Annotated in this window: 23 protein-coding genes; 4 read left to right on the plus strand and 19 right to left on the minus strand. The window is 55.9% G+C overall.

Annotated features, from left to right (window positions below; all coding sequences use genetic code 11):
- Nucleotides 1–50: 50 nt before the first annotated feature.
- The gene (locus tag Pan97_RS11990; RefSeq protein ID WP_144972824.1) at nucleotides 51–1,133 is read right to left on the minus strand and encodes a hypothetical protein; all 1,083 of its coding nucleotides are present in this window, start codon (nucleotides 1,131–1,133) and stop codon (nucleotides 51–53) included.
- 215 nt (nucleotides 1,134–1,348) lie between these two features.
- Nucleotides 1,349–2,935: a phage portal protein gene (locus Pan97_RS11995; protein WP_144972826.1), complete on the minus strand. Its 1,587-nt coding sequence runs from the start codon at nucleotides 2,933–2,935 to the stop codon at nucleotides 1,349–1,351.
- 342 nt (nucleotides 2,936–3,277) lie between these two features.
- On the opposite strand from Pan97_RS11995, the gene Pan97_RS12000 reads away from it, so the two are divergent.
- Nucleotides 3,278–7,099, plus strand: coding sequence for a CHAT domain-containing tetratricopeptide repeat protein (locus tag Pan97_RS12000; RefSeq protein WP_144972828.1), 3,822 nt, complete (start codon nucleotides 3,278–3,280; stop codon nucleotides 7,097–7,099).
- Here the strand turns inward: Pan97_RS12000 and Pan97_RS26250 are convergent.
- The 10 genes from Pan97_RS26250 to Pan97_RS12045 all read right to left on the minus strand — a co-directional run bounded on the left by Pan97_RS26250 (nucleotide 7,096) and on the right by Pan97_RS12045 (nucleotide 11,958).
- Entirely contained in the window at nucleotides 7,096–7,251 is a 156-nt protein-coding gene (locus Pan97_RS26250; protein WP_165698717.1) for a helix-turn-helix domain-containing protein, read from the minus strand. The genes Pan97_RS12000 and Pan97_RS26250 overlap by 4 nt on opposite strands.
- On the minus strand, nucleotides 7,248–8,546 hold the full coding sequence (locus Pan97_RS12010; protein WP_165698718.1) for a terminase large subunit domain-containing protein: 1,299 nt from the start codon (nucleotides 8,544–8,546) through the stop codon (nucleotides 7,248–7,250). Before Pan97_RS12010 ends, Pan97_RS26250 begins: the two co-directional genes overlap by 4 nt.
- Nucleotides 8,473–8,829, minus strand: coding sequence for a hypothetical protein (locus Pan97_RS12015; RefSeq protein ID WP_144972834.1), 357 nt, complete (start codon nucleotides 8,827–8,829; stop codon nucleotides 8,473–8,475). The genes Pan97_RS12010 and Pan97_RS12015 overlap by 74 nt, the downstream gene beginning before the upstream one ends.
- Before the next feature lie 203 nt (nucleotides 8,830–9,032).
- Nucleotides 9,033–9,437: a hypothetical protein gene (locus Pan97_RS12020; protein WP_144972836.1), complete on the minus strand. Its 405-nt coding sequence runs from the start codon at nucleotides 9,435–9,437 to the stop codon at nucleotides 9,033–9,035.
- A complete protein-coding gene (locus tag Pan97_RS12025; protein WP_144972838.1) occupies nucleotides 9,434–9,790 on the minus strand; it encodes a hypothetical protein in 357 nt (118 codons plus the stop codon). The genes Pan97_RS12020 and Pan97_RS12025 overlap by 4 nt, the downstream gene beginning before the upstream one ends.
- Nucleotides 9,777–10,157, minus strand: coding sequence for a thioredoxin family protein (locus tag Pan97_RS26255; RefSeq protein WP_165698719.1), 381 nt, complete (start codon nucleotides 10,155–10,157; stop codon nucleotides 9,777–9,779). The genes Pan97_RS12025 and Pan97_RS26255 overlap by 14 nt, the downstream gene beginning before the upstream one ends.
- A gap of 35 nt (nucleotides 10,158–10,192) precedes the next feature.
- The gene (locus Pan97_RS26260; RefSeq protein WP_165698720.1) at nucleotides 10,193–10,951 is read right to left on the minus strand and encodes a C1 family peptidase; all 759 of its coding nucleotides are present in this window, start codon (nucleotides 10,949–10,951) and stop codon (nucleotides 10,193–10,195) included.
- Nucleotide 10,952: 1 nt separating this feature from the next.
- Nucleotides 10,953–11,354, minus strand: a complete 402-nt coding sequence (locus Pan97_RS12035) for a hypothetical protein (protein ID WP_144972843.1) — start codon at nucleotides 11,352–11,354, stop codon at nucleotides 10,953–10,955.
- Nucleotides 11,342–11,608: a hypothetical protein gene (locus Pan97_RS12040; protein ID WP_144972845.1), complete on the minus strand. Its 267-nt coding sequence runs from the start codon at nucleotides 11,606–11,608 to the stop codon at nucleotides 11,342–11,344. The genes Pan97_RS12035 and Pan97_RS12040 overlap by 13 nt, the downstream gene beginning before the upstream one ends.
- Before the next feature lie 2 nt (nucleotides 11,609–11,610).
- Nucleotides 11,611–11,958, minus strand: a complete 348-nt coding sequence (locus Pan97_RS12045; RefSeq protein ID WP_144972847.1) for a hypothetical protein — start codon at nucleotides 11,956–11,958, stop codon at nucleotides 11,611–11,613.
- Between the two features lie 574 nt (nucleotides 11,959–12,532).
- Here Pan97_RS12045 and Pan97_RS27025 point away from each other — a divergent pair.
- Entirely contained in the window at nucleotides 12,533–12,664 is a 132-nt protein-coding gene (locus Pan97_RS27025; protein ID WP_261342374.1) for a hypothetical protein, read from the plus strand.
- 217 nt (nucleotides 12,665–12,881) lie between these two features.
- On the opposite strand, the gene Pan97_RS12050 is transcribed toward Pan97_RS27025, so the two are convergent.
- The 5 genes from Pan97_RS12050 to Pan97_RS12070 form a co-directional block, all read right to left on the minus strand.
- The gene (locus Pan97_RS12050; RefSeq protein ID WP_144972849.1) at nucleotides 12,882–13,370 is read right to left on the minus strand and encodes a hypothetical protein; all 489 of its coding nucleotides are present in this window, start codon (nucleotides 13,368–13,370) and stop codon (nucleotides 12,882–12,884) included.
- 93 nt (nucleotides 13,371–13,463) lie between these two features.
- Nucleotides 13,464–13,658 (minus strand): hypothetical protein, encoded by a 195-nt coding sequence (locus tag Pan97_RS12055; RefSeq protein ID WP_144972851.1) that lies wholly within the window; start codon nucleotides 13,656–13,658, stop codon nucleotides 13,464–13,466.
- Between the two features lie 355 nt (nucleotides 13,659–14,013).
- Nucleotides 14,014–14,355, minus strand: a complete 342-nt coding sequence (locus tag Pan97_RS12060; protein WP_144972853.1) for an RNA recognition motif domain-containing protein — start codon at nucleotides 14,353–14,355, stop codon at nucleotides 14,014–14,016.
- A gap of 121 nt (nucleotides 14,356–14,476) precedes the next feature.
- Complete coding sequence (locus Pan97_RS12065; RefSeq protein WP_144972855.1) at nucleotides 14,477–14,908, minus strand: hypothetical protein; 432 nt, start codon at nucleotides 14,906–14,908, stop codon at nucleotides 14,477–14,479.
- Between the two features lie 70 nt (nucleotides 14,909–14,978).
- Nucleotides 14,979–15,677 (minus strand): hypothetical protein, encoded by a 699-nt coding sequence (locus Pan97_RS12070; protein WP_144972857.1) that lies wholly within the window; start codon nucleotides 15,675–15,677, stop codon nucleotides 14,979–14,981.
- Nucleotides 15,678–15,916: 239 nt separating this feature from the next.
- On the opposite strand from Pan97_RS12070, the gene Pan97_RS12075 reads away from it, so the two are divergent.
- Complete coding sequence (locus Pan97_RS12075) at nucleotides 15,917–16,603, plus strand: hypothetical protein (protein ID WP_144972859.1); 687 nt, start codon at nucleotides 15,917–15,919, stop codon at nucleotides 16,601–16,603.
- A 235-nt stretch (nucleotides 16,604–16,838) separates the two neighbouring features.
- Complete coding sequence (locus Pan97_RS12080) at nucleotides 16,839–17,486, plus strand: hypothetical protein (RefSeq protein WP_144972861.1); 648 nt, start codon at nucleotides 16,839–16,841, stop codon at nucleotides 17,484–17,486.
- A gap of 277 nt (nucleotides 17,487–17,763) precedes the next feature.
- Here Pan97_RS12080 and Pan97_RS12085 read toward each other — a convergent pair whose 3' ends face one another.
- Both Pan97_RS12085 and Pan97_RS12090 read right to left on the minus strand, forming a co-directional pair.
- Nucleotides 17,764–18,270, minus strand: coding sequence for a hypothetical protein (locus Pan97_RS12085; RefSeq protein ID WP_144972863.1), 507 nt, complete (start codon nucleotides 18,268–18,270; stop codon nucleotides 17,764–17,766).
- Between the two features lie 235 nt (nucleotides 18,271–18,505).
- A complete protein-coding gene (locus Pan97_RS12090) occupies nucleotides 18,506–20,539 on the minus strand; it encodes a WD40 repeat domain-containing protein (protein WP_144972865.1) in 2,034 nt (677 codons plus the stop codon).
- Between the last annotated feature and the right edge of the window lie 161 nt (nucleotides 20,540–20,700).

Consider the following 20,700-nt stretch of genomic DNA (forward strand, 5'->3'; position numbering starts at 1 on the left):
AAGTCCTGTCCCCTCTCCCCCGAGGACGGTGGAGAGGGGACAGGAAATGGTTAGCTTGGCAATTTCAGCCGGGCCAGGAAGTCGCGGTCGTCCTGGGGCGGTTCGTACTCGTCCACTTCGTCGCACACGGCGGCGTGGATGGGGTGGGTGCTGCTTTCGAGCACGCCGGTGACTTCGCCTCCGTCGAGGTACTCAAGCATCGCTTCGCGCCGCTTCAAGGGACGAAGCATACGACGAAGGGAATCGTTGGGCGTGATGTGCAGTTCTTGGCAGACCGAGTCGATCAGTTGATCGTGCATCGAGCGGCTGTGTCTGTTCCACGATTCGGACACGACTTCGTCTTCCAGGTCGACCCCTTGCGACTCTTCCTGAGGGAGGTCGAGCAGTTGCTGCTGCTGTTTGACGATGCGTTCCAATTCGGCCAGGCCCGCTCGCAGATCAAGCTCCGGGTCGTCCATCGCGGCGAGCACCATTTGTCGCAGAGCATCCTTCAGTGAAGCTTCGTCCGCGGTGGCTTCTTCGGCTATTTCGACCTGTTGATCCAGCAGCGGATCGCCGGCACATTCGGCGGCTTCCAGCACGCGAAACTTGCCGGGGAAGTGCGCCAGTGGCAACTCGCTCAGCATGTGACGATAGGTCTGTTTTCGCTTGGGGGAACCGAGCTGCTGCTGTTCGAACAGTCCGTCGCTCGTCGCTGGTCGCGTGACCAGGTCGACGCTGTTGACCGCTGTGATCCGCTGCACTTGCTGCCCATCGCCACTTGGCACCGCTTCGACTTCAGCATCGTGCGAGAGGCCGAAGTTGCGGGGGAACTTCTGGGCACGCTCGACGATCGAAGCCGCCAAGGGATGCGTGGTGACGTAGTGCAGGTCGGCGAACAACTCGCCGTTCTGCGTGCGAACGTTTTGCAGGTTGCCGAAGTGAACGTCGATCTCACGCTCGTCGCCAGGGACGAGTCCGTGGTTCAAATAGACGGTGACCCCTTCGTACAGCGAAGCGGCCTCGGCCAGGACTTCCGGCGGATAGACTCGCCCGTTCTTCGATCGATTGCCGCAGATCTTCACGTCGTGAATGATGCCTCTTTCAGTATCAACGTGAAGCACCGGCGGCTTGGTGGTGGTCGCATGATTCATGCGGTGTGAACTCCTTCGTATGGAATATGAATGTGTGTTGGTTGCCCTCTCCCTCACAGGAAGAGAACCCAAATCCTGTCCCCTCTCCCTCGAAGGGAGAGGGCTAGGGTGAGGGATTTCGTAAGACGTGTGGTTTCGCGTCTGGGTTTGCGTTTTTCTGTCGGTTGGGAACCTATGCTGACCTGGCGATTCGCACCTGGTCGTGGCCCCTCACCCTAACTCTCTCCCCCGAGGGGCGAGGGGACAGGATGTGCTCGCTCCCGTTTCTCGCGTTCCTCTTCGGGATCAAGGTCGTACTTCGCGGCGAGCGTGTCGGCGGACATGAGTCCTCGGTCATAGAGTTGGGCGTCGACCTCAAACGAATCGCGGCGCTGGCCGATCACGGGGCTGGTGCCGGTGACGATCAGGTTCACGCACCTGCGCAGGTCACTCCACGTCAGGCCGTATCGACGCAGGTTCAAGCGGCCCGTCTCGAAGTGGATTCGCAGCACGCTCCACAGCATCCGCTCGTACGCTTTGCACAGCTTTTCCTGTTCGGCTTCTATGCGGCACACGAACGGACTGCCTGCTTCGAGGATCGACGCGTAGTTGTTGTTCGACGCGTCGCCCGAAATCAAATGCTCCGGCATGTTCCAGCGAACTCCCACCGAGCGAAGCCCGGCTTGCAGCACTTTGACGAAGCCATCCGACTGAGCACCACCCATCGGCCCGGCCTGGAACTTTTTGCCCTTGGTGTCGATCACCATCCCTTCGTGCCAATCGCTGCGGCGTTCGCTGGCATAGCGGCCGCTGGCAGAAAGCTGCTGACCGCTGCCGTTGGGGCGTGCCAAACTTGCGCCAATGTGCGTCGGATCTCCAATGCCCAGGCCAACGCCGGAGCCGTGTGCGGCTTCGATGATCATGGCGATCGAGGCCTGGATCGCGGCTCCTTTGCTCATGCGGTGGTTGAGCGCGACGGCATCGGCCAGTTCAGACACGACCGGGTAAAAGTCGGTCAGCCCTCGCTTCACGTGCCGCGGGGTGTTGCTTTTGATATGCACTACCCGGCCCGACGAGTAGAACCGCCACGCATTCGAGTCTGCATTCCACTGAATGAAGTAGCCACGCACGCGTGTTGCGTCATGCATGTCGGTCGCGATGCCGTACTTCCAGTTGAGTGGCGAGGCGGCTTCGATACGGCGCTCGAGGTATGCTTTGTCGGCCGGTTCGGTGAGCCAGGCCGGTTCGGCCCGGCGGACGCGCACCTGGCCGGCGTCTTCTTCGAGTGCCAGAATGATCTCGCCGTCGACATGCTGAGCCGCGCACAGTTGCTGCTCGAAATCGAGCTGCCACTGGTTGTCGTCCAGCAGGGCGCGGACGATCCGTTGCACCTCGGCCACCAATTGCCGCGGCGTGTTCTGGCCGCGAATGGCCGTGGTCTGGTAGTCGAAACCGGTCCGCACGATGTAGCTGGTCAGCCCGTCGACAATGCCGGTGCCATACGAACTGTGGGCCAGCCAGCGAGCCGCCCCACGCAGTTCGGCCAGTTGCCACTCGGTACCAAAGACCGGCCGCAAATCGCCATCGGCGCGGTCGGACGCAATGTCCGGCATCACCGGGCCGGCGCTTCCGAAGGGAAGCTCGGCAAACCCTTGCCGCACCGGTGCAGGGTCAGGAAACGATTCCTGGATGACGCGCGGCGGAGACTGCGAAGCGTTCTCGACCAGCGCTAATTCCTGACGCAAAAAATGCGTCTCCAGACGTGCCCGAAGCTGATTGGCCTCGTGCACGTAGTCGGTTGAATGATTGCTTGCGTGTGTCATGCGAGCAATTTCCCACCAAAGCGCTTCAGTGAGATAGTGCGCGCTGGAAAAAATTTAGGAAATAGTGACAGTGAAGAGAAAAGACAGATAATCGTGTGAAAGCAGGTTCCAGGCAAATAGTATGCATTTGGCCGCAGTTGACCATGACATTGGTTTGCCACCAGTATGGTTAAGGAACGTCATTTAGGTCGATTTGCACAGTTTCTGATGTCGAAATTCACGCTTTCGAAGAATTTATGGAAGATGTTTTCGATTGGTTCGTTATATGATCGGGATTCGCTTTCATCTTGTTAGTAGAACCCTGGCAATAAGAACACGTAGCTTAGAATTAAGGATTTTCGTGTGCGTGGATTAACTTTGACTTGCTTGGTGGTCTTCTTGGCGTCATTTCAGGCATCGGTGGTGGCCCAGGCCCCTAACGCTTCGAAAGAAGAAAAGAGTAGTGACGAACATCACCTTGAAGGGGCCGCGAGACTAGATAGTCGCGTTAAAGAGTTGATTTCGGCGGGAGAATTGCAGGAAGCGAGTAAGCTTGCGCAGGAGGCATTGGCTATCCGAAAAACGGTACTTGGCGAAAAAGATCTCGAAACCGCCAAGTCATACAGCCTTCTAGGTGCAATCTCCTACCGTCAAGGCGACTATCTGGAGGCGCGTTGCTATGCGGAAGAAGGCCTAAGCATTATGGGAGATGTGCTGGGCGAAGATCATGTCGTTGTGGCCAGGTCTCACAACTCATTAGGCCGTTTGCTAAAGGACGTCGGTGAGCTTTCCGCCGCACAATTTCACTTCGAGAAGGCACTCAGAATCCGGGAAAAAGTTCATGGAGACAATCATGCGGATACCGCGGAAACCCTGGATCAGTTAGGACTTTGTTTCAAGAGGCAAGGCAACCTGCCGGCCGCCCGATCCAACTATGAAAGGGCGCTCCAGATACGAAAAAAAGTGCTCGGAGAAGAACACCCGGACACGATAGCACTTCTGAGCAAGTTAGGAGTGCTGCTTAGTGCTCAGGGAGATTATGCCGCCTCGCGAATGTATCATGAGCAAGCGTTGGAAATTCGTGAAAAAGTCCTTGGCGAGAATCACGCCGAGACCGCGATGTCGATAAGTAATCTTGGTATAACTCTGCAAGAACAGGGGAAATACGAGGAAGCACTGCAATATCATCAGCGGGCATTGAAAATACGTGAAAAGCTTTGGGGTGAGAACCACGCTGAGACCGCGAAGTCATTAAGAAATCTCGGTTCTGTTCACCAAGATCAGGGGAAATACGAGGAAGCATTAGGGTATTATCAGCGAGCATTGAAGATTCAAAGTGAAGTGTTTGGTGAAGAACATCTCGTCACAGCGTCTACGCTGAACGACTTGGGTACCTTGTATAGCACTCAGCGTGACTTCGCGGCTGCGGAACGCTGTTATGAAAAAGCATTGTCAATTAAGTCAAGAATATTAGGTGAAGAACATGCTGAGACGGTATTTTCGATTAACAATCTTGGCAATCTGCATAGCTTAATGGGGGACTTGCAGACTGCTCGGGGTTATTTCGAGCAAGCTTTAGAGATACGTATCAAGGTTCATGGCGAGGAACATCCGAATACGGCTTTATCACTCAATAATCTGGGCACTGTGTATCACGATCTGGGCGAGTTTTCGGCTGCTCGCGATTGTCTCGTAAGAGCTTTGGCGATAAGAAGAAAGTCGCTTGGTGAAAACCATCCTGATACGGCGTTTTCTCTTCATGGACTAGGTGCATTTCATAGCAGCCACGGCGACTTTGCCACCGCATTGTCATTTCATAAGAAAGCCCTTGAGATTCGAGAAAAAGTACTCGGGCGAAATCACCCTGACGTCGCGCTATCGCTCAATAGCTTGGGAATGCTTGGGATTAGTCATGGCGATTATGACGCCGCTCGCCTCCATTTGGAGGAAGCGCTGGCAATTCGGACATCGGTATACGGTGAACAGCACACCTTGACGGCAGAGTCGCTCCATAATCTTGGTTTTTTGAGCGAGACTGAAGGGGACTTTGCATCCGCACTGTCCTTCTACGAAAAGGTGTTGAAAATTCAATTGTCGGCCTTGGGAAACGAGCACCCTGCCGTTGCCGTATTGTTCAGCAATATCGGCACTGTTTACAGCCATCAAGGTGAGTATGTTGCCGCGAGGCTCTATCTTGAACAGGCCTTGAGAATTCAGAAGAAGGTGCTCGGTGAAGGCCATTTTGCAACGGCACCAACCCTTTGCAATTTAGGTGCTCTGATATACAAGTACGGTGATTGTGACGCTGCACGTCCCTACTATGACGAAGCTTTGAAAATTCATGAAAATGCTTATGGGACAGGGCACCCATACACTTCTTCGTTGCGAAGCAACTTGAGTATGGTGCTACAGGCCCAAGGTGAATGGCAAGAAGCCTTGACGACGGTAGACAAAGCACGGCATGACTCGTTGAAGTTTGTTACGGGGGTTCTTGCCTCGTTAGGTTCGGAGTCACAATCGAAGTTTATATTCACGCAGACCGGCGAATTTCATGGCGCGCTGTCTTTGGGCTATGTCAACCGAAATGAACCGTTGGCGGTAGAATACTCAGCAGGCTGGCTAATCAATGGGAAGGGGCTTTCGACGGATTCAATCGCAGCTCGTCAACTGCTAGAGCGAGACTCGAACGATCCGAGGGTAAAAAATGCCGTTGAGAAGCTTAGCAAGACGCGTCGAGAACTGGCAACGCTCACGATGGCGACTCCTAGCTTGAATCAAGATGACGCTCGCCATAGGGCAATGGCCACTCTTACTCGGAGCGAACGCGAGCTAAGTCAACAGGTTGCTCAGATCGTTGGCGGCTCGATGAGAACGACCGAGTGGGTTGAATTAGAACACGTCCGCAACGATTTACCGAAAGGACAAACGTTTGTCAACATTGCCAGAATACCCATCCTCGACTTTAAAGCAATTCGAGACGAGTCTCGGTGGAGTGTAGAACGATATCTTGCGTGGCTAATCCCGGCGTCTGGCGAAGGAGAGGTTCAACTAGTCGATCTTGGACCGGCCGTCGAAATTGACTCGCAGGTCGAACAGCTTCGCAGCCTGGTTAACCGTTCTGATAATGAGCAACAACTGACAGAAATGCTTGATCGAATAGCTCAGCAAATCTGGAAGCCGATCGCGGAGAAGCTATCTGCCCACACCCAAGGGATCATCCTGAGCCCCGACGGAGCATTGTGGTTATTGCCTTGGAACGCACTGCCCACTGAGGACGATCGTTTTCTTATTGAAGACTATTCACTGCGATTCGTTGTCAGTGGTCGTGAGTTGGTGCAAGGCCCTACGGAGTATAGCCAATCCAAGCCAATTGTATTCGCCGATCCTACGTTCGATCTGGCACCGGATAAGACACGTGACGCGGTTGAGGCGCTCTTTCGTGATGAATCTTTCGACTGGGATGCCCATCGCGGAGTGGTTTCGCAGACGGCTCTTGGAAAGGTGCGTCCACTTCCCAACACGCGCGTCGAAGCCGCACTCATCTCGCCGAGTCTCGAAACGATCACGGCGCACGAACCGGTTTCGTACCTCGGACAGTACGCCCTGGAAACCGTCGTGAAGCGGGTCGAACGGCCGCGCATGCTGGTCCTCAGCACGCATGGTTTCTTCTTGCCTGATCAACAGGTGAAACCGGACGATCGCCAAGCGATGCTGGCCGATGGTTCGCGTTCTTCCGCGCTGTTAACGGTCGATGGCAAACCGGTCGAGAACCCCCTGCTCCGCTGCGGGATGCTGTTTGCCGGCTGCAATCAACCGGCCGCCGGTGCGGACGATGGCGTGCTTACCGGGATGGAGATCGTCGGTATGGATCTGCGTGGCACCGAGCTCGTCGTGCTGAGTGCCTGTGAAACGGGGGTTGGTGACGTGCGTAACGGCGAAGGGGTCGCCGGCCTTCGCCAGGCGTTTCAACTAGCCGGCGCCCAGGGGGTTGTCTCGACCTTATGGAGCGTCCCCGACCGCGACTCGGCGATCATCATGAACGATTTCTTCGCCGGCCTGGCCGAGGGAAAGAGCAAAGCGGAAGCCCTCCGCAGCGCCCAGCTGAAACGAATCGAAAGCCGTCGCGAACGTTACGGCACGGCGCACCCATTCTACTGGGCCGCGTGGACGCTGACGGGGAGCTAGTGCTTTTCTTCGTCGAGCAGCAAACGTTTGTAACGCGCGATTGTATTGAAGCTGGCTCCCACGACCCGGGCAACTTTCCGCATCGAAAAGCCTTCGCGGAGCAGCCGCTCGATGCGCATGACTTTGGCGTGTTCGAGTGTGCGTGTATTCAAAGCGTGGGACCTCCTCCGTTGACGATGTGAGACAGTAGCCGCAAGCCAAGTTCTAAAGCGTCCGGGCCGTCGTCGTGCTGGCCACATGGGAACTGTTGCAACTGCTGGACCAGCAATTTGGCGCCGCGGCTGTGGTTTCGGAAGTGAAGTTCGCCGCGCGATAGGTACGGCGTCAGACCGCTGCGAATGCGAGCCGTTTTGTTTTCCGCGTTGTTACACGGATAGATCCTCAGGTCGATCCCACGTGCGCGGGCCAGCGGCTGAATCATGATCACGAGCAGCTCTTGAAACTGGTTCGATTCAATCACCAGCCCTTGCGGCCCGGCGGCGGCCGCGACTTCGACCGTGCGCTGGGCAATCCGGCTGAGGTCGAGACGTTCGAGCCATGCGTCGACAAAGACATGTCCCGTGCGGGTCAGGCGGCAATCGACAAGCGCGGTGTAGTCCGACTTATCGCTCTTTCCCTTCGAGGGATCGAGGGCCAGCACGCGGAGGAGCATTTCGTCTTCGGCCGGCCACTCATCAAACCAGAAGCCTGGCATCTGGAAGTAATACCCGGCGAACTCCGCCCCTTCGGTATCAAGGAACTGCGCGAGGATTTCCTGCTGGTAGGCCCGGTCGCCGATGTCGAGCCGCGTGGCTTCCATCTCCTCGGGCGTCATCAATGGATTTTGCGACGAGGGACACTGCCACGAGCGATAGTTGGCCGGGTCGGCCAGCGCCAGGTCGAAGCGGTCTTTTACCCAGTTCGGTCCGTTGGGAGAAGTGAGAAAGAGTGACCAACCTTTTTTGTCGGCGATCGCTGGACGGAGGGCTTCCTTCCAGGAGCTTTCCGTGCCGAACGCGGCTTCGTCATAGACGATGCCGTCGAGTCCGTCGCCGCGCAGGCTGGCCGGCGAGGCGGCCGTTTTCAACGTGATGCTGCCACCGGTGCACAGTTCAATGCGGCGATCGGTTTTGTAGTAATCGAAGCCGGAGTTCTGGAAGCACTTGACCAGGTCGCGTTCGATCTTCTGCGTGATGACAAACGTCGGGGCGACCCACCAGATGTTGCCTCCGTTGAGTGCTCCTTTAAGGTGCTGTGGGTGCTTGGGGTGGGGATGGCCGTGCCCCCGGACACAGGCCGGCAGCCCCGCGCCGGTCTTCCCCCAGCGGCGTCCGCAGACGGCCGTTTTGTGGCGATGCGGATCGAGCAACAGCTGCCGCTGATGGGGCAGCGGTTTAGGCAGACGGATCTCCCGGTCCCGGATGGCGTTGTCCTGAATCTTCTTCATTCGCTCGGTCAGCTTGGGCATGGGCATCGTTTTCAAAGAAAGCTTCGTCTTCGACGACAATCACCGGGGAGGTTTTGCCACTGTTTTCCAGGGCCTTGCGTTGGAGGTTGATCAGCTCAATCTCGTGGGAATGGTCGATGGTTGCGCGGATTTCCTTGACGGCCATGAGTCGAACTTTCGGATCGATATCATCATCGTTGGCGATTTCCGTCGGGACATTGATCGCCATGTCGTAAGCCTTTTGAGGAATCTGGTAGCTGGGCATCGTGTTTTTTGGTGAAGTTGGTTTCGTGATACAAATCATGGCGCAGCCCCTCAGGAGGTAACGTTGGACCGCGGGTTTCGCGGATGGGAAAGGAATTTGTCACAAAGGACACAGAGAGCACCGAGAAAAAATAGGGTCGGTGCTGATTCAAGATGGCAATCTGCCAAAGACGAAGGTAGCCATTCTATGTTTTGCCCAGGTGTCTTCCTCTTCCCTCGGTGCGCTCTGTGGCTAAGATCCTCTTAGCTACGCGGCGTACGCTGTTGGCAGGCGGAGGACAGTTCTTGGAACTGTTGGCCTTGCGTCTTCAATGCGAGGGAGACCTCGTTGAGTGAACGGCAGAGCTTGTCGTTCTTTTCCTTGTCGTTGGCTTCAATGCGGTCGATGATGCCTTCGTAGTGTTGCTGGGTCGCGAGGTCTTTGACGTCTTGCCGCTTATCGAGCCGAGGACGTTCGACTTTAACGTAATAGTAGATCAGCCACGCCATCAAGCCGCTGGAACCGAGCGACGAGATCAATGTTCCCAGCACGGTGTTGTCGGTAACGGCCAAGACGGCCAGAGCCGCCGAGAAGATCGGAGTCACCAGGTAAACGAGCGTGGTTACCAGGTAGCCTGCGAGATGATCGCCGAGGGATTGGATACTCATGAGCTTGGTTCCGTGGGTCGCTTGAATGGGTTAGGCAAGGTCGATTTGGCGGTTTGAAACCAGTAGTCGACCAGCGCGCTGAGGATCGCCTTGATCGCCAGGCCCAGTAGCCACCAGGTAATGGGACCGAGGCGCAGTTCGCTGCGAAAGTTGGCATCGCGAAAGATGTGTTCCACGATTTCCGTCTGCCGGGTCGACGCGAATGTTTCGGGCCAATGTTTGAGAGCCGCCTTGACGACCTGGTCGCGAAAGTCCGCGCGGTACTGCCAGTAGCGCCGGGCGATGTGCGATTTGGCACCGGTTGAAAACGTGTGCCAATGCCTGGTTTTGTGCATGGTGTTATCGCTGGCCAAGGACACGCTCCTTCGTCGTTAAGCCAATCACGCGGCGAACGATGGTGCGATCGTTCACGACGAGAAACGTCGGGTAGGCTGTTACGCCGTACTGGCGGACGAGATCTTGTCGTGACTCATCCACCACGTAGACCGTGTGCCCTTCCCGATGCAGTTGATTGGCTAGCTGGCGCATCGGCCGACAGTAGACGCAGTCGGAACGCGTGAAGAAGTAAATGATCGGTTGCCGTTTAGCCGGTATGGAAACGGGTGCGTTTGTTTCCGGCAATGGGATTGGTCGATTGGCATCGGTCCGGTTGACGCAGAGCCAGGTGCTTCCCGAGAGAATGCACGTCAGTAGTAACGTATTGAAAGCGATGCGATGCATGCGTTGGTTATCCTTGTATGAGATTGTTTTACGCTTCAAACAAGCGCGTCTTCGGGTAGAAGTAGACTCGCGCGCGGGGCGTAGCAGCCGTACGAGCGAATCGAGCCGCTGACGTAACGCTCGGTGTCGTAGCCGTAGCCGTCGTCTCCCCAGGTGCCCCAGCTGTTGGCATACTTCAAGACGTACTGGCCGTTTCGTTTCATGGGACGCACGGCATAGATCGCGTGCCCTGCCCGGCCGTAATAGACCGGTTTCCACTGCAGCAGTGCCGAGAAAAGTTCGTCGAATGAACCGATCTCGTTCCATTCAGTGAAGCGAAACCTGGCGGCCGTTTCTTCCCAGCCGCTGGGCAACGTGCCGCTCCATTGGTTCTCGGGCCAGACATGATCGCCGTACGCCGCGCGGTTCTCTGGGGTATCCAGGGGAAGAACGCCTACCTGGCTGATCTGCCGCATGTTCGCGTCCAACGTCGAGCCGCCACTACGCGAGCCCACGAACTTGAACACGCTCAGCGGTGAAAGGAGTACACAGTTGCCTGCCCCGACCGCTTTGTTGCGCAGGTACTCCAAACAGCTGGTTGACGAATGCGATGCGCACGAACCGATCGTTTGCCGCTTGATGCGGGCCACGTAGCGCTCGGCCAGTGCGTAGTCGTGCTCGGCCAGTAGTTGGTCCCACTGGCTGCGGGGGATGACGTTTTGCTCGTTGGCGAAGAGCTCGAAGGTCGAGCCAAACGTGTTGCCACGCACCATCGCATCGCCGCGGCCTGGTTGGTTGAGGAATTTCACGTTCATGTTACTTGCCGCCGTGCTTGTTCCACTGTTGAAGGACTTCCTGTTTGGTTGGGGGAAGTGGGCCGCTGAATAGGATCTCGCCTAGCTTGCCGTCGCCGGTGAGCGTGCCGATGTGCAAGCCGTCGCCTGGGTAAGCTTCGGTGAACGTGGCAGCCGCGGCGTGGTTGGCTTCGTAGGCGCGATAGATCGACGTGCCCCAATCGGTATCATTTTGCAGTTGGGCAAGCAGCGCATCGCGCTGGGGCGTGGCCGTGCTGCTTTCAGTGATAGTGACCACCGCTCGGGGGCCGTCGACGGGGCCGAACACGTTCAAGTCGAACGCGGGAAAGCCGCGTGTGGCGACGTGCCACACGATCAGCGCGACCATCACCAGCGGCACCACGCGGTTGATTACTTCGCGCATCGCAGTACCTTTTGACAGATGAGATCCTTAAAAACCTCGTTGGTAAGTTCGGCGAGCTGAGCGTTGTCGCCGCACGCGTCGCGGGCAACGTGGTACGCTTCGATCAGCGCAGCCGGATCGTCGTCGGCGGAAGCGCGCGAAGCCAATAGCGACACGCGCGGTAGCCAACTCTTCACCGTCGACCAGTTGGCGGCCAGCAGCAGCACGCTACACGTGCCAAGGCCGCCAAGGGTGATGATGGATTGATAATCCACGACTAAGCCTCCGGTGCCAGGTGTGGGTTGTTGGCGATGGCTCGCTGGCGAAGCGCGCGTGCGCCTTCTTCAAGGCCGCCGAGGATTCCTTGGTCGAGCCAACCTTCGAGGAAGTTGGGGACGTTGGGGATATCGATCGGGGCGATGTACTGCGCGTAGGCCGCGCGGCCTGCGGCCAGTTCCATTTCAAAGTGCTGGTCGTCGCCGACGAACGTTTCGGCCAGGTGCTCGACGGCCTGACCGATTTTGCCGACGAGGATCATCCCTTCGACGGCCGTGAATTCGCCGTCGGAAATCGCCTTGTGGTAGGACTCTCGAATTGCTTCGACATGTTGGGCTAAATGCGCCATGACTCGCTCCTAAAATCGAGTGGTTCGGGAAAGAAGAAGACGCCGCCGAGAAAGTCCCCTGCCCTGCATTTGGGGAAGTGACAGAACAGGGAACGTGAGGCTCACCAGCAAGACAAACGCAGCCGCGTTTGGTAGAAATGGTGGCCCATGATTCGGCCGTCAGAGTTACGTTTTCGGGGAAGCGTCCCCGCGTGAGATATAGGTATACCAGCCTGATGGTGCGTTAGGATAGTGCGCGCGCAAGTTTTGTTGTCAGGCTGAAAAACTGCGGAAAAACAAGGGTAGAATCGATTTTGTAACTAGACTTCGAAACGCCTGTGGGCCGTGATCGACAGGCGATTCTCGGAAGTCGATTGACGGCACGCCCGCAAGCATTTGGAATATCCGATTCTGCAGTACTTTCATAGTGCCGATGCCAATCAATCACCCAGCCGGGCGCTGCTGTTGTTCGCCGATGCGGTCTTTCTGATTCGCTACGGAGCAAAAAAAAGAGGAGGCGAGTCCTCCTCGTTCCTTCATCAAGTTGATCAACGTCAGCATCGATAATTACACCCGACTCGGGTCGGCTCAAGCCATGATGCGCGATCAGGGCGAAGCTGCATGCAGCGATCAGCTGAGCTTGGACGTTTTAGGAAAACTCAACGTGCCCGTCGTCGACGACGCCCAGTTCGAGGTGGCCTGGAACCAATATGCCGAGCGTCGTTGAAAGTTAATCGCCCTGTGCGAACAAGATAATTGGTGCTTTTCGGAAAGATACTGGAGCCCGTTTCATAACCTTATTTCGGCTGCGATTGTGATCTCGCTGCTGCTTCGTCGGCCTGCATCGACGAATCTCGTGGATTCGCCTGCTTCGGCCTCCTTGCATCAGGCATTCGGCCAAACAATCTCGCACTCGAAAACGGTTCTAAAACCAGCTCTAGAGTTTACGAGTCCGTTTTTGGGAACGCACGCTGCTCTGCTTCGCGATGCAGCGGTTTGAGTGACTTCACGAGTTCGTCAGAAGCTTTCCTGGCCTGTTTGAGCTTCTCCATATCCGCATCCCGGTCGGTAAACACACGGTTGAGCGTTCGCCACATGAGCAGCCGGGCCTGAGCGGTCGCGAGCAATATTTCCAGTTCCAACAGCCGAGCCAGGTCGGTATAGCTGCTTCCGCCGTCGTTAGGCTTAAGACGACCGATCTTCTCGGCTACCCATGTCAGCGCTTGCTTCGCCATGCTGGGACTATGACCCTGAGAGGCCAGCAGCGCCTCGAGGAGATTTCGCTGCGACTGCAGTTCGTGCTCATAGTCGACGAGAAACTTCTCGAGTTCGCCTTTTGGGTTCTCTTTCTTGACGCGATGGACTAGTTCCAACTCGCCGGAGAGCATGGCGTAGTGATCGTCCATGTAGATGGATAGTGCTGCTTTGGACATGGGCATTTCCTTCACTGACCGGCAACAATCAACCACAGATGATGAAGAAGGGATGGTGGGATGAGGTATCGGGCGTTGGTCTTGTCGTTTAGGTCATTCCGATGGACCCGAATCTCGCATTTCGCTATAGCCGGCTCGAGTAAGCGAAAACGCGCCGGCAAACTTCTCACGAGTAAGATACTTCTTGTGGACCAAACTATCCAGGGCAGGCGTTTTGGTGACTAGGTCGACGCCATTGAAACAGAGCATTTCGCCCGTCTGCATGTAGAACATACGAAAGGTTTTCATGACTCGTTGCTCGGCTGGGGATAACATGCTGGGTGCCTCGCGACAAAGGGTGATGAGGAGCGGCGCGACCTTCAGTCCATTCCCAGATTCACGCGGGCAATTGAGAATGAGTCGTTATTCTCTATGTGTTGGGTTGATCCTTCTTGAATCGCTTTCTTTCTCGTTTCTCTTCGGCCTTACGTTTCTTTTCCATCTCTCGACGACGTTTTTCGATGGTATTTTGATTCTTGGCCATGATTCCTCAGTTGTTGCAAGAAAAATGGCGTTTGCGCGCGTACTCTTACGCAACGCAAACGCCATCAAAATGATCGCTTGGATCCAGGTGCTGATTCAGCGAAAACGCGAAGATACGCGATTAGTAGCGTCGACCGCCACCACCGCCATAACCACGGCCACCTCCGCCGCCACCACCACCGTAGCCGCGTCCACCGCCACCGCCACTGCGGTTTTCGCGAGGCTTCGCTTCGTTGACGGTCAGGGCACGTCCGCCCTGCATCGATTCGTTCAGGCCATCGATCGCCGCTTGTGCTTCGGCGTCCGAATTCATTTCGATGAATGCGAAGCCCTTACTACGTCCGGTGTCGCGATCGGTGATGACCTGTGCGCTTTCGACCATGCCATATTGGCCGAACATTTGTTCCAGGTCGGAACTACTGACATCGTAACTAAGATTACCGCAATACAGTTTTTTACCCAAAGTTTGAACTCCCATTGAGTACCAGGCAGTGGCACTAGGCCGCGTCCCGAAAGAAAAAAGAAGGTGGTCGACAATACGACCTACCAGGCGGGACGGGCGAAAGAGCGTCGGGGACCAACCCTTAGAGAAGGGGTGAAAACGTAGTCACGATCGACTGACCAACCATGCGAAGTATACGCTTTATCTTCAGAAATAGATAGGTCAAACCCTGAAGAGTTAAAAGTAAGCCTGGGAAACGTTCACTCGGAGGTCTTAAGTAGGGTGGTCGGTGCCAAAAATCCGGCACGTTTTCCAAGGTGAAAGTTCGTGTTGACCGTGGAAGCCAGGAAATAGAATTCAGGAAAACCATGTCCATCGTGTAGGGCCTATTGTCGACCTCCAAAAACCTTTGGTTGCCGGCGCGGATGCGAAGCGTCTTGGTCTTGGACGGGCCATATTGCTTGGGGGGATAGATGCGATAGATCTCCGACTGGGCCGGCTCGTTCAGGCTGGTCACATAGACGGCACCTTCGTAGTACGTCAGCAGTCGATCATCTTCCGAGATCCATCCCACGATTTTTGCCTTATCGTTTTGTTGAGCGTCGATCAGACGCTGGCTCGCATGGCATGCCGAGTATTTGACCTTACGGCAAAGAGATCACCTTCGGATGAACCCGCTTGCCGTTGGTATCGCGCAAGGGGGCGGCCAGCGGCTGACCGATTAGTTTTTCCCAAGCATCGCGTTGAGGCTGGGTCATCAGGTCGAGGGCTTCGTTGTTGCGATCCTGGCGCAGCTTGACGATTTCGGGCGGATCGGTCTGCCGCTTGGGGGAAGTGGGAGATATGTTTTTGAAGGAGGCTTCCGCCAACTGGTGCTGGTATTTCATCTCGATGGAGAAGATCTTTTTCTGTGTTTCCTCGCTCAGGCCAAAGATGATACTGCTGGCCGGGTGCATCACCACTACCTTGGCCGGGCCATCGCATTGGAATTGGATCTGCTGCAGCCGGGCGAGTTGCGGCGGTTTGATCACGCTCAGAATGTCTGCGGTCAGTTCGTCGTATAGTCTGGTGATCTGCTCTTCGGTGGGTTTGCGGTTGGCTTTGCGAAAGTCTTTCATCTTCGCTTCCCAATGCTCGTGGAGCGCGCCGAGCTTCTTGGCATGCTCGGCGCTCAGTCCGTCGACGTCCTGCCGCACGCTTTCCGCAGCCGCCAATTGGCACGACTGAATCGTGGTGTAGATCATCCAGGCGTTGATGTTGTTTGGTTCGTCAGACAAAACGTTGCTGACCCATCCCAACAGAACGGCAGCAATAACGAGCAGGCGGCGAAATGGGGTGGTCATGACGGTTTCTTCTCTCCAGAGAAGCAGCGCGCCCAGAGCGCGGTCGTCTCCGGGCGCTCACCAACTGAGCGGGGTAAACGTCAAGTAATAAGTTTACCCCACTCAGGCGCCGACCTGTTACACGAATTGTGCGAAGATTCGCGAAACGCATATTTTCGCGAGTGGCGACGAAGGTATCGATCGTTAACGACATTTGCTAATATAGGGCCACCGAATCACTCGTTTACGGAAACAACACTTTGACTCTCGCAGCCAAACAAGACGCTCGATCTTCCATCGTCAACGAGCCGGTCGTGTTTGTGGTTCACCCGTGGAACCTGGTCGTGACCGAGGCCGAGGTGGTCCTGGTACCCAGGCCGGTACCGTGGGGCGGGATTGGCGTGTTCTGCGCCCTCTTTATTTTGTTCTGCGGCTTGATGGCTGTGCCGGTATTGGTGTGGGGCGAGCCGGACCAACGGTGGTCTGTCGTGGCCCTGTTCAGCCTGTTTGCCGCTTCGATTTGTCTGCTTGCCACTACGGTGATTTACTTTTCGTACCGCGCCGCTGAGAACGAAGGTCCGCCGCTGTTGGTCGATCGGGTCGAGCAAATGGTGCGCGTCTCTAAGCACAATCTTTCCCTGCCGATTGACCAGGTCGACCATCTGCAAGTACGCAACGACATGCCGGACGACGACGGGAAGTTCCGGGCAGAGACGAACATCTCGGAATTGATTCTCGTCGTACGGGACGAAACCGAGCCAAAACGCTATCCGTTGATGGTTAGTTTCTCTTGTGACTATTACGACACGCTTGCCCGAGAGATCGCCCAGTTGAATTTGCTGCCAGTCAAACGCGTCAAAGGAGTGCCAGGCAGTACGCTGGTTTACGAAAAGTGGCTGACGCCGACGCCGGATCACGCAGTGGAGACGACCGGCGATCATCCCTAGAAAGCTAAGCCGATCGACGTAACTTCGGCAAACGGAAAGCTGATCAGCCTACAAGCAACTTACCAATTGGAAGAAGACTTCGTTTGTTGTTGGTTCCTGAGCGATGGAGCTACCAGGTGATGGCTAGTTACAACTGCGAACGGGAGAGCACAAACGTAAAGTGGAGCATCGTCCATCAGACGGTTGCCACAGTAGAGTACACCGGGCCATGATCTGTTTCCACTGAGTGTTGAAAATGACCACCAATCGTTCCCACGTTGTCACCCGGATCAGCCTGATTCTTGCACTTGTTTGGCTGGCTCTTTTCAACGCCGCGATCGCTTTTTGGGCGTGCGTTCCCCAAACGTATTGGTGGCCTCTGCTGGCCGGTCATGCGCTCACGTTAGGTGTGGTGGTTGGGGGAGTTCGCCTTCCACATTGGCTGCGGTGGTTTTTATTTGCCATCAGCATGTTCTATTTCCGGTACGCCTCGATGCAGAGTTATGGCGGGTCAGATATATCCCTGCAAATGCTCATGTGGGCAATACTAATCACCACAACAGCCATGGGAACGATTTTGCTCATGTGGGTAACCTTCCTACTTAAAGCCGAACTACCCGTACGCGCACGGCAGTATTCGATTCGTCAGATACTGCTTTTGATTGCGGGAATTGCGTTCGCTCTGGCCGCGTGGCTTCCTTACGTGTCGGCTATGCCGGTCATCATTCAGAGGTTCAAAGAATCACACACGGATTTTCGTATTTATGAAATGATGGTGCTCGCTAGTGTGGGACTGGCCCTTCCGCTTACGGTGAAAACGCGCTGGGGAAAACTCGTTGCTGGGATTATCACCTGCGCATTCATCCTTATCATTCCGAATTCTCAGCCCTTTGCCGAGTTGTGAGATAGCCGCTTTGAGGCCGGTTATGGGGAAATCGGAACCTTCCTTGACACTTATGTGATGGTCATCGCGATCGTCGCGTTCAACATTTACTTCGTCAGCTGGGTTGTTTATTGTCTGCAACCGGTCAGGCCTACTGAAGAAGCAGAGACGAGTGTCACTGAACTTGGTCCGAACTGATCCAGCGCGATCACAATTTCACCAGACGCTCACTTCGAAACGAAAAAAGCCATGCTCAGATCGCAGGAGCATGGCTTTCCATTGGTCTCATCTATTTCGATTAACGACTCGTTTTAACCGAGTGAAACGGGGGAACCGGCGGCGCTGGTGGAGTAATCTCTTGGTACTTCACTAGCTCTCGCTCGCGGATTTCCTTCTGCAGCATCATTTCATATTTCAGATGCTCGGCACGCAGTTCGCGGACCTCGGCTTGAAGTGCCTTGCGAGCGGCGACGTCACGTGCCAGGGCCGCTTCCAACTCGGCCACGCGGTGATGATTATCCTTGTGGATGACAACCGCGGCCGGTGCCGCAGTAACCGCTACCGGTGCGTGATAGGCGCCATGAATGTAAACATCGTCGTCGTAACCATTGTAGTAATCTTCGTACCAGTCCTGGGCGGCGGTTTGCAGGTCATCTCCATCGCTGACCACTTCCGCGACGATTCTCGTGCGGTCGAATGAAGTGGAAGGATACTCATGCCCCACCATCGTCTTCCAAGGATTGGCGAGAGCAAGACCCGGCAAAAGCGCGACGGTCAACAAGGTTAGGCTAAGGCGAATACTCATATCGTTACCTCCTGTGTGAGTCGTAATTGAATATTGCCCAGTCAGTGCAAAGAGGATGCCAAAAAGTAAATGGTCTTGGAACATCAATGGTGGTATGGGTTTCCCCCACCCCTATCTGATTGCCGTTCGCCACGCTCACAGCAATCAGGCTAGCTTTTTTAGTGAAAACAACAGCCGGCTGAATTGACAGAGATGGTTAGCCGTCGATGATGCCGGTAGGCATCCTGCCTCCTGATTACTGGTCGGCTTCATGGTCCTGCTGCGCGGGTTCTTCCTCCTTCTGTGGCAGTTCGTCAGCGAGTGCCCACGCTAACGTGTCATCGATTTCCTTCTTGTCCCACTTCCATAATCGGTGGATGTACGTATGGTTGCGCTCTTTCCACAGCGTCGCAATGCGATGGGCGGCGGCGTGGTCTTTGAACTCCCGGGCAAACTGCAACGCCAGGTTCTCGGCGTAGACGTCCGGGGAACGTTCGCAGAGACCGACCATGCCGCGCATCATGCGGTCTTTATCAAAGCCGGCTTCCTCGACCAGCCCGCGCCAGGTGAAGAAGATATAGATCAACCGGCCCACCTCGGCATACACGATATCTCCTTCGATGCCGCCGATATGATCGGCTACCTTGGCAGCTAAGGCTTCGGTATCGCCAGGGGCGCCTCCCCATCGCGGCAGCTTCGACATGCAGGCCTGTTTCCAGATGCGATGGTAGGTGGGGCACTCTTTCATGGCCCGCTCCAAGTAAGGATCGAGGCGGGCATCAGGCCAGTTCTGATAGCGAGCCACCATCACTACCCACACGTAGACCTCTGGCGGCACGTTTTCCTGGTCCAGCATCGGCTCAATCGTTTCCCACGTCTTTTCCATGTACTTATCGAGCGTCTCCCATGCTTCCGGCGCCACTTGGAAAGCGGCACCACTACCGCGAGCTTCGGTACCCAGCGAGTAGTACTTGCTGGCCAGGGCCAGGCGGAAGACGTCGCTATCGGGGTGCTCTTGGGCCATCTCCTTCAGGTACTCGATCTGCTCATCATTATTGCGCGGCGTGTCGCGGAAGTTGGCCACGTAGTGAACCAACTCGGAGTAGGCCGTCGTCAGCTTGTTGTCGATAATTGGATCTTCGCGATGCTCCCAGCGCTTGGCGACGCCCTGCAGCACGTCGAATCGCTTCTGGAAGAGCACCGAGTCGAGAATGGTTTTGGTGCGGTAGGCAGACGCGCGGAATTCCTTTCGATCGAGTTCATGAACAACGACCCGGCCGCCAGGGCTTTGCTCGATGATCCGCTGGGTGTTAGGTGCCGGCAACAGCATTACGTATGGATCGAAGGGGCGCGGCACGGTGATCAGGTTGGTGTGCTCGGGATGCCAGACGCCGCACACTTCCGCACCGCTCCAGGTAGCGATCCACAAATAGTTGGCCACCTCCGGGTTCTCGATCGTATCGATCCGCACGTCGGTGAGCCATTGCTGGGTCGAGAATCCACTCACATGCCCAGACCCATAAGGACCAACCCAATATTCCGCCCCGCAAAACACGCAGAAGACGCCAGGACCACCGGAAATGTTCGGCGGATTGCGATGAGGCAGATCCGCGTGCCCTTCCCCGTCCGGCGTTTCCCAGAACACTTCGTTGACATCTTTGTCGGTGCGTTCGATGACCGTGGCCCAGCAGTCTTGGCCGAAATTGCACACGCGGATCCTGCGTTCCTCGTCGATCAGCGGCTCGGCCCGCATGTCGACCACTTCCCCATCCGGCGTCACGATCATCCGCTGCCCGCGCGTGCCTGAGATATACATCAACTGACTATCGAGCGAAAAACCCAGATCACCAATCTTCCAGTCCATCTCGGCGAACGTTTGAATCAACTCGCCCGTCTCGACTTCCCACACCTCGACGAACTTCCGCTGGTTTGCGAACGCAACGTAGCGCCCATCGCGAGATATCTTCAGCACGCCTTCGATGGCCTGTCCGGCGGCCATGAATTCGGCGATTTTCATCGAGGCATCCAGGTTCCAAGTCGAAATCTTTTTGTCGCGCTGGATGAACACCATTCGCGAGCCGTCCTCCGAGACGTCCATGTACTCTTTGTGCCGCATCGGCGTGCGAAACATGCGGACGATCTCAAACTTGGGGGCCGGCACCTTCTGCGACAGCCGGTCGACGATTTCGATAATCTCTTCAGTCGTCTCGTCCTGGGCGGAAAGCGAAACGGGGGCAACAGAGATGGCAATGAGCAGTCCCATACAGGAAAGCAGGCCCAAGGTTTTCATGAGAGGTTCTCCAGGCAAGAGACGACGGGCGACGCGAACATCAAGAAGGCAGGTTTCCACGCGAGACGTATTTTAGAGTACGCGGGCAGGCGATTAAACCATTTTCACGATCGGCTGAATATCAGTACGAAGAAAGCGGCAAGATACAATTCGTTCGCCTG

Source organism: Bremerella volcania (assembly GCF_007748115.1).
GTDB lineage: Bacteria > Planctomycetota > Planctomycetia > Pirellulales > Pirellulaceae > Bremerella > Bremerella volcania.

Bases quoted from the DNA above. Each gene is read 5' to 3' on its own strand.
- Pan97_RS12020 (WP_144972836.1), bottom strand. From the start codon at position 9,437: ATGAGTATCCAATCCCTCGGCGATCATCTCGCAGGCTACCTGGTAACC.
- Pan97_RS11990 (WP_144972824.1), bottom strand. From the start codon at position 1,133: ATGAATCATGCGACCACCACCAAGCCGCCGGTGCTTCACGTTGATACT.
- Pan97_RS11995 (WP_144972826.1), bottom strand. From the start codon at position 2,935: ATGACACACGCAAGCAATCATTCAACCGACTACGTGCACGAGGCCAAT.
- Pan97_RS12090 (WP_144972865.1), bottom strand. From the start codon at position 20,539: ATGAAAACCTTGGGCCTGCTTTCCTGTATGGGACTGCTCATTGCCATC.
- Pan97_RS12010 (WP_165698718.1), bottom strand. From the start codon at position 8,546: ATGCCCAAGCTGACCGAGCGAATGAAGAAGATTCAGGACAACGCCATC.
- Pan97_RS12045 (WP_144972847.1), bottom strand. From the start codon at position 11,958: ATGGCGCATTTAGCCCAACATGTCGAAGCAATTCGAGAGTCCTACCAC.
- Pan97_RS12070 (WP_144972857.1), bottom strand. From the start codon at position 15,677: ATGACCACCCCATTTCGCCGCCTGCTCGTTATTGCTGCCGTTCTGTTG.
- Pan97_RS12050 (WP_144972849.1), bottom strand. From the start codon at position 13,370: ATGTCCAAAGCAGCACTATCCATCTACATGGACGATCACTACGCCATG.
- Pan97_RS12080 (WP_144972861.1), top strand. From the start codon at position 16,839: ATGACCACCAATCGTTCCCACGTTGTCACCCGGATCAGCCTGATTCTT.
- Pan97_RS12015 (WP_144972834.1), bottom strand. From the start codon at position 8,829: ATGATTTGTATCACGAAACCAACTTCACCAAAAAACACGATGCCCAGC.
- Pan97_RS12055 (WP_144972851.1), bottom strand. From the start codon at position 13,658: ATGAAAACCTTTCGTATGTTCTACATGCAGACGGGCGAAATGCTCTGT.
- Pan97_RS27025 (WP_261342374.1), top strand. From the start codon at position 12,533: ATGATGCGCGATCAGGGCGAAGCTGCATGCAGCGATCAGCTGAGCTTG.
- Pan97_RS26260 (WP_165698720.1), bottom strand. From the start codon at position 10,951: ATGAACGTGAAATTCCTCAACCAACCAGGCCGCGGCGATGCGATGGTG.
- Pan97_RS26255 (WP_165698719.1), bottom strand. From the start codon at position 10,157: ATGCATCGCATCGCTTTCAATACGTTACTACTGACGTGCATTCTCTCG.
- Pan97_RS12085 (WP_144972863.1), bottom strand. From the start codon at position 18,270: ATGAGTATTCGCCTTAGCCTAACCTTGTTGACCGTCGCGCTTTTGCCG.
- Pan97_RS12035 (WP_144972843.1), bottom strand. From the start codon at position 11,354: ATGCGCGAAGTAATCAACCGCGTGGTGCCGCTGGTGATGGTCGCGCTG.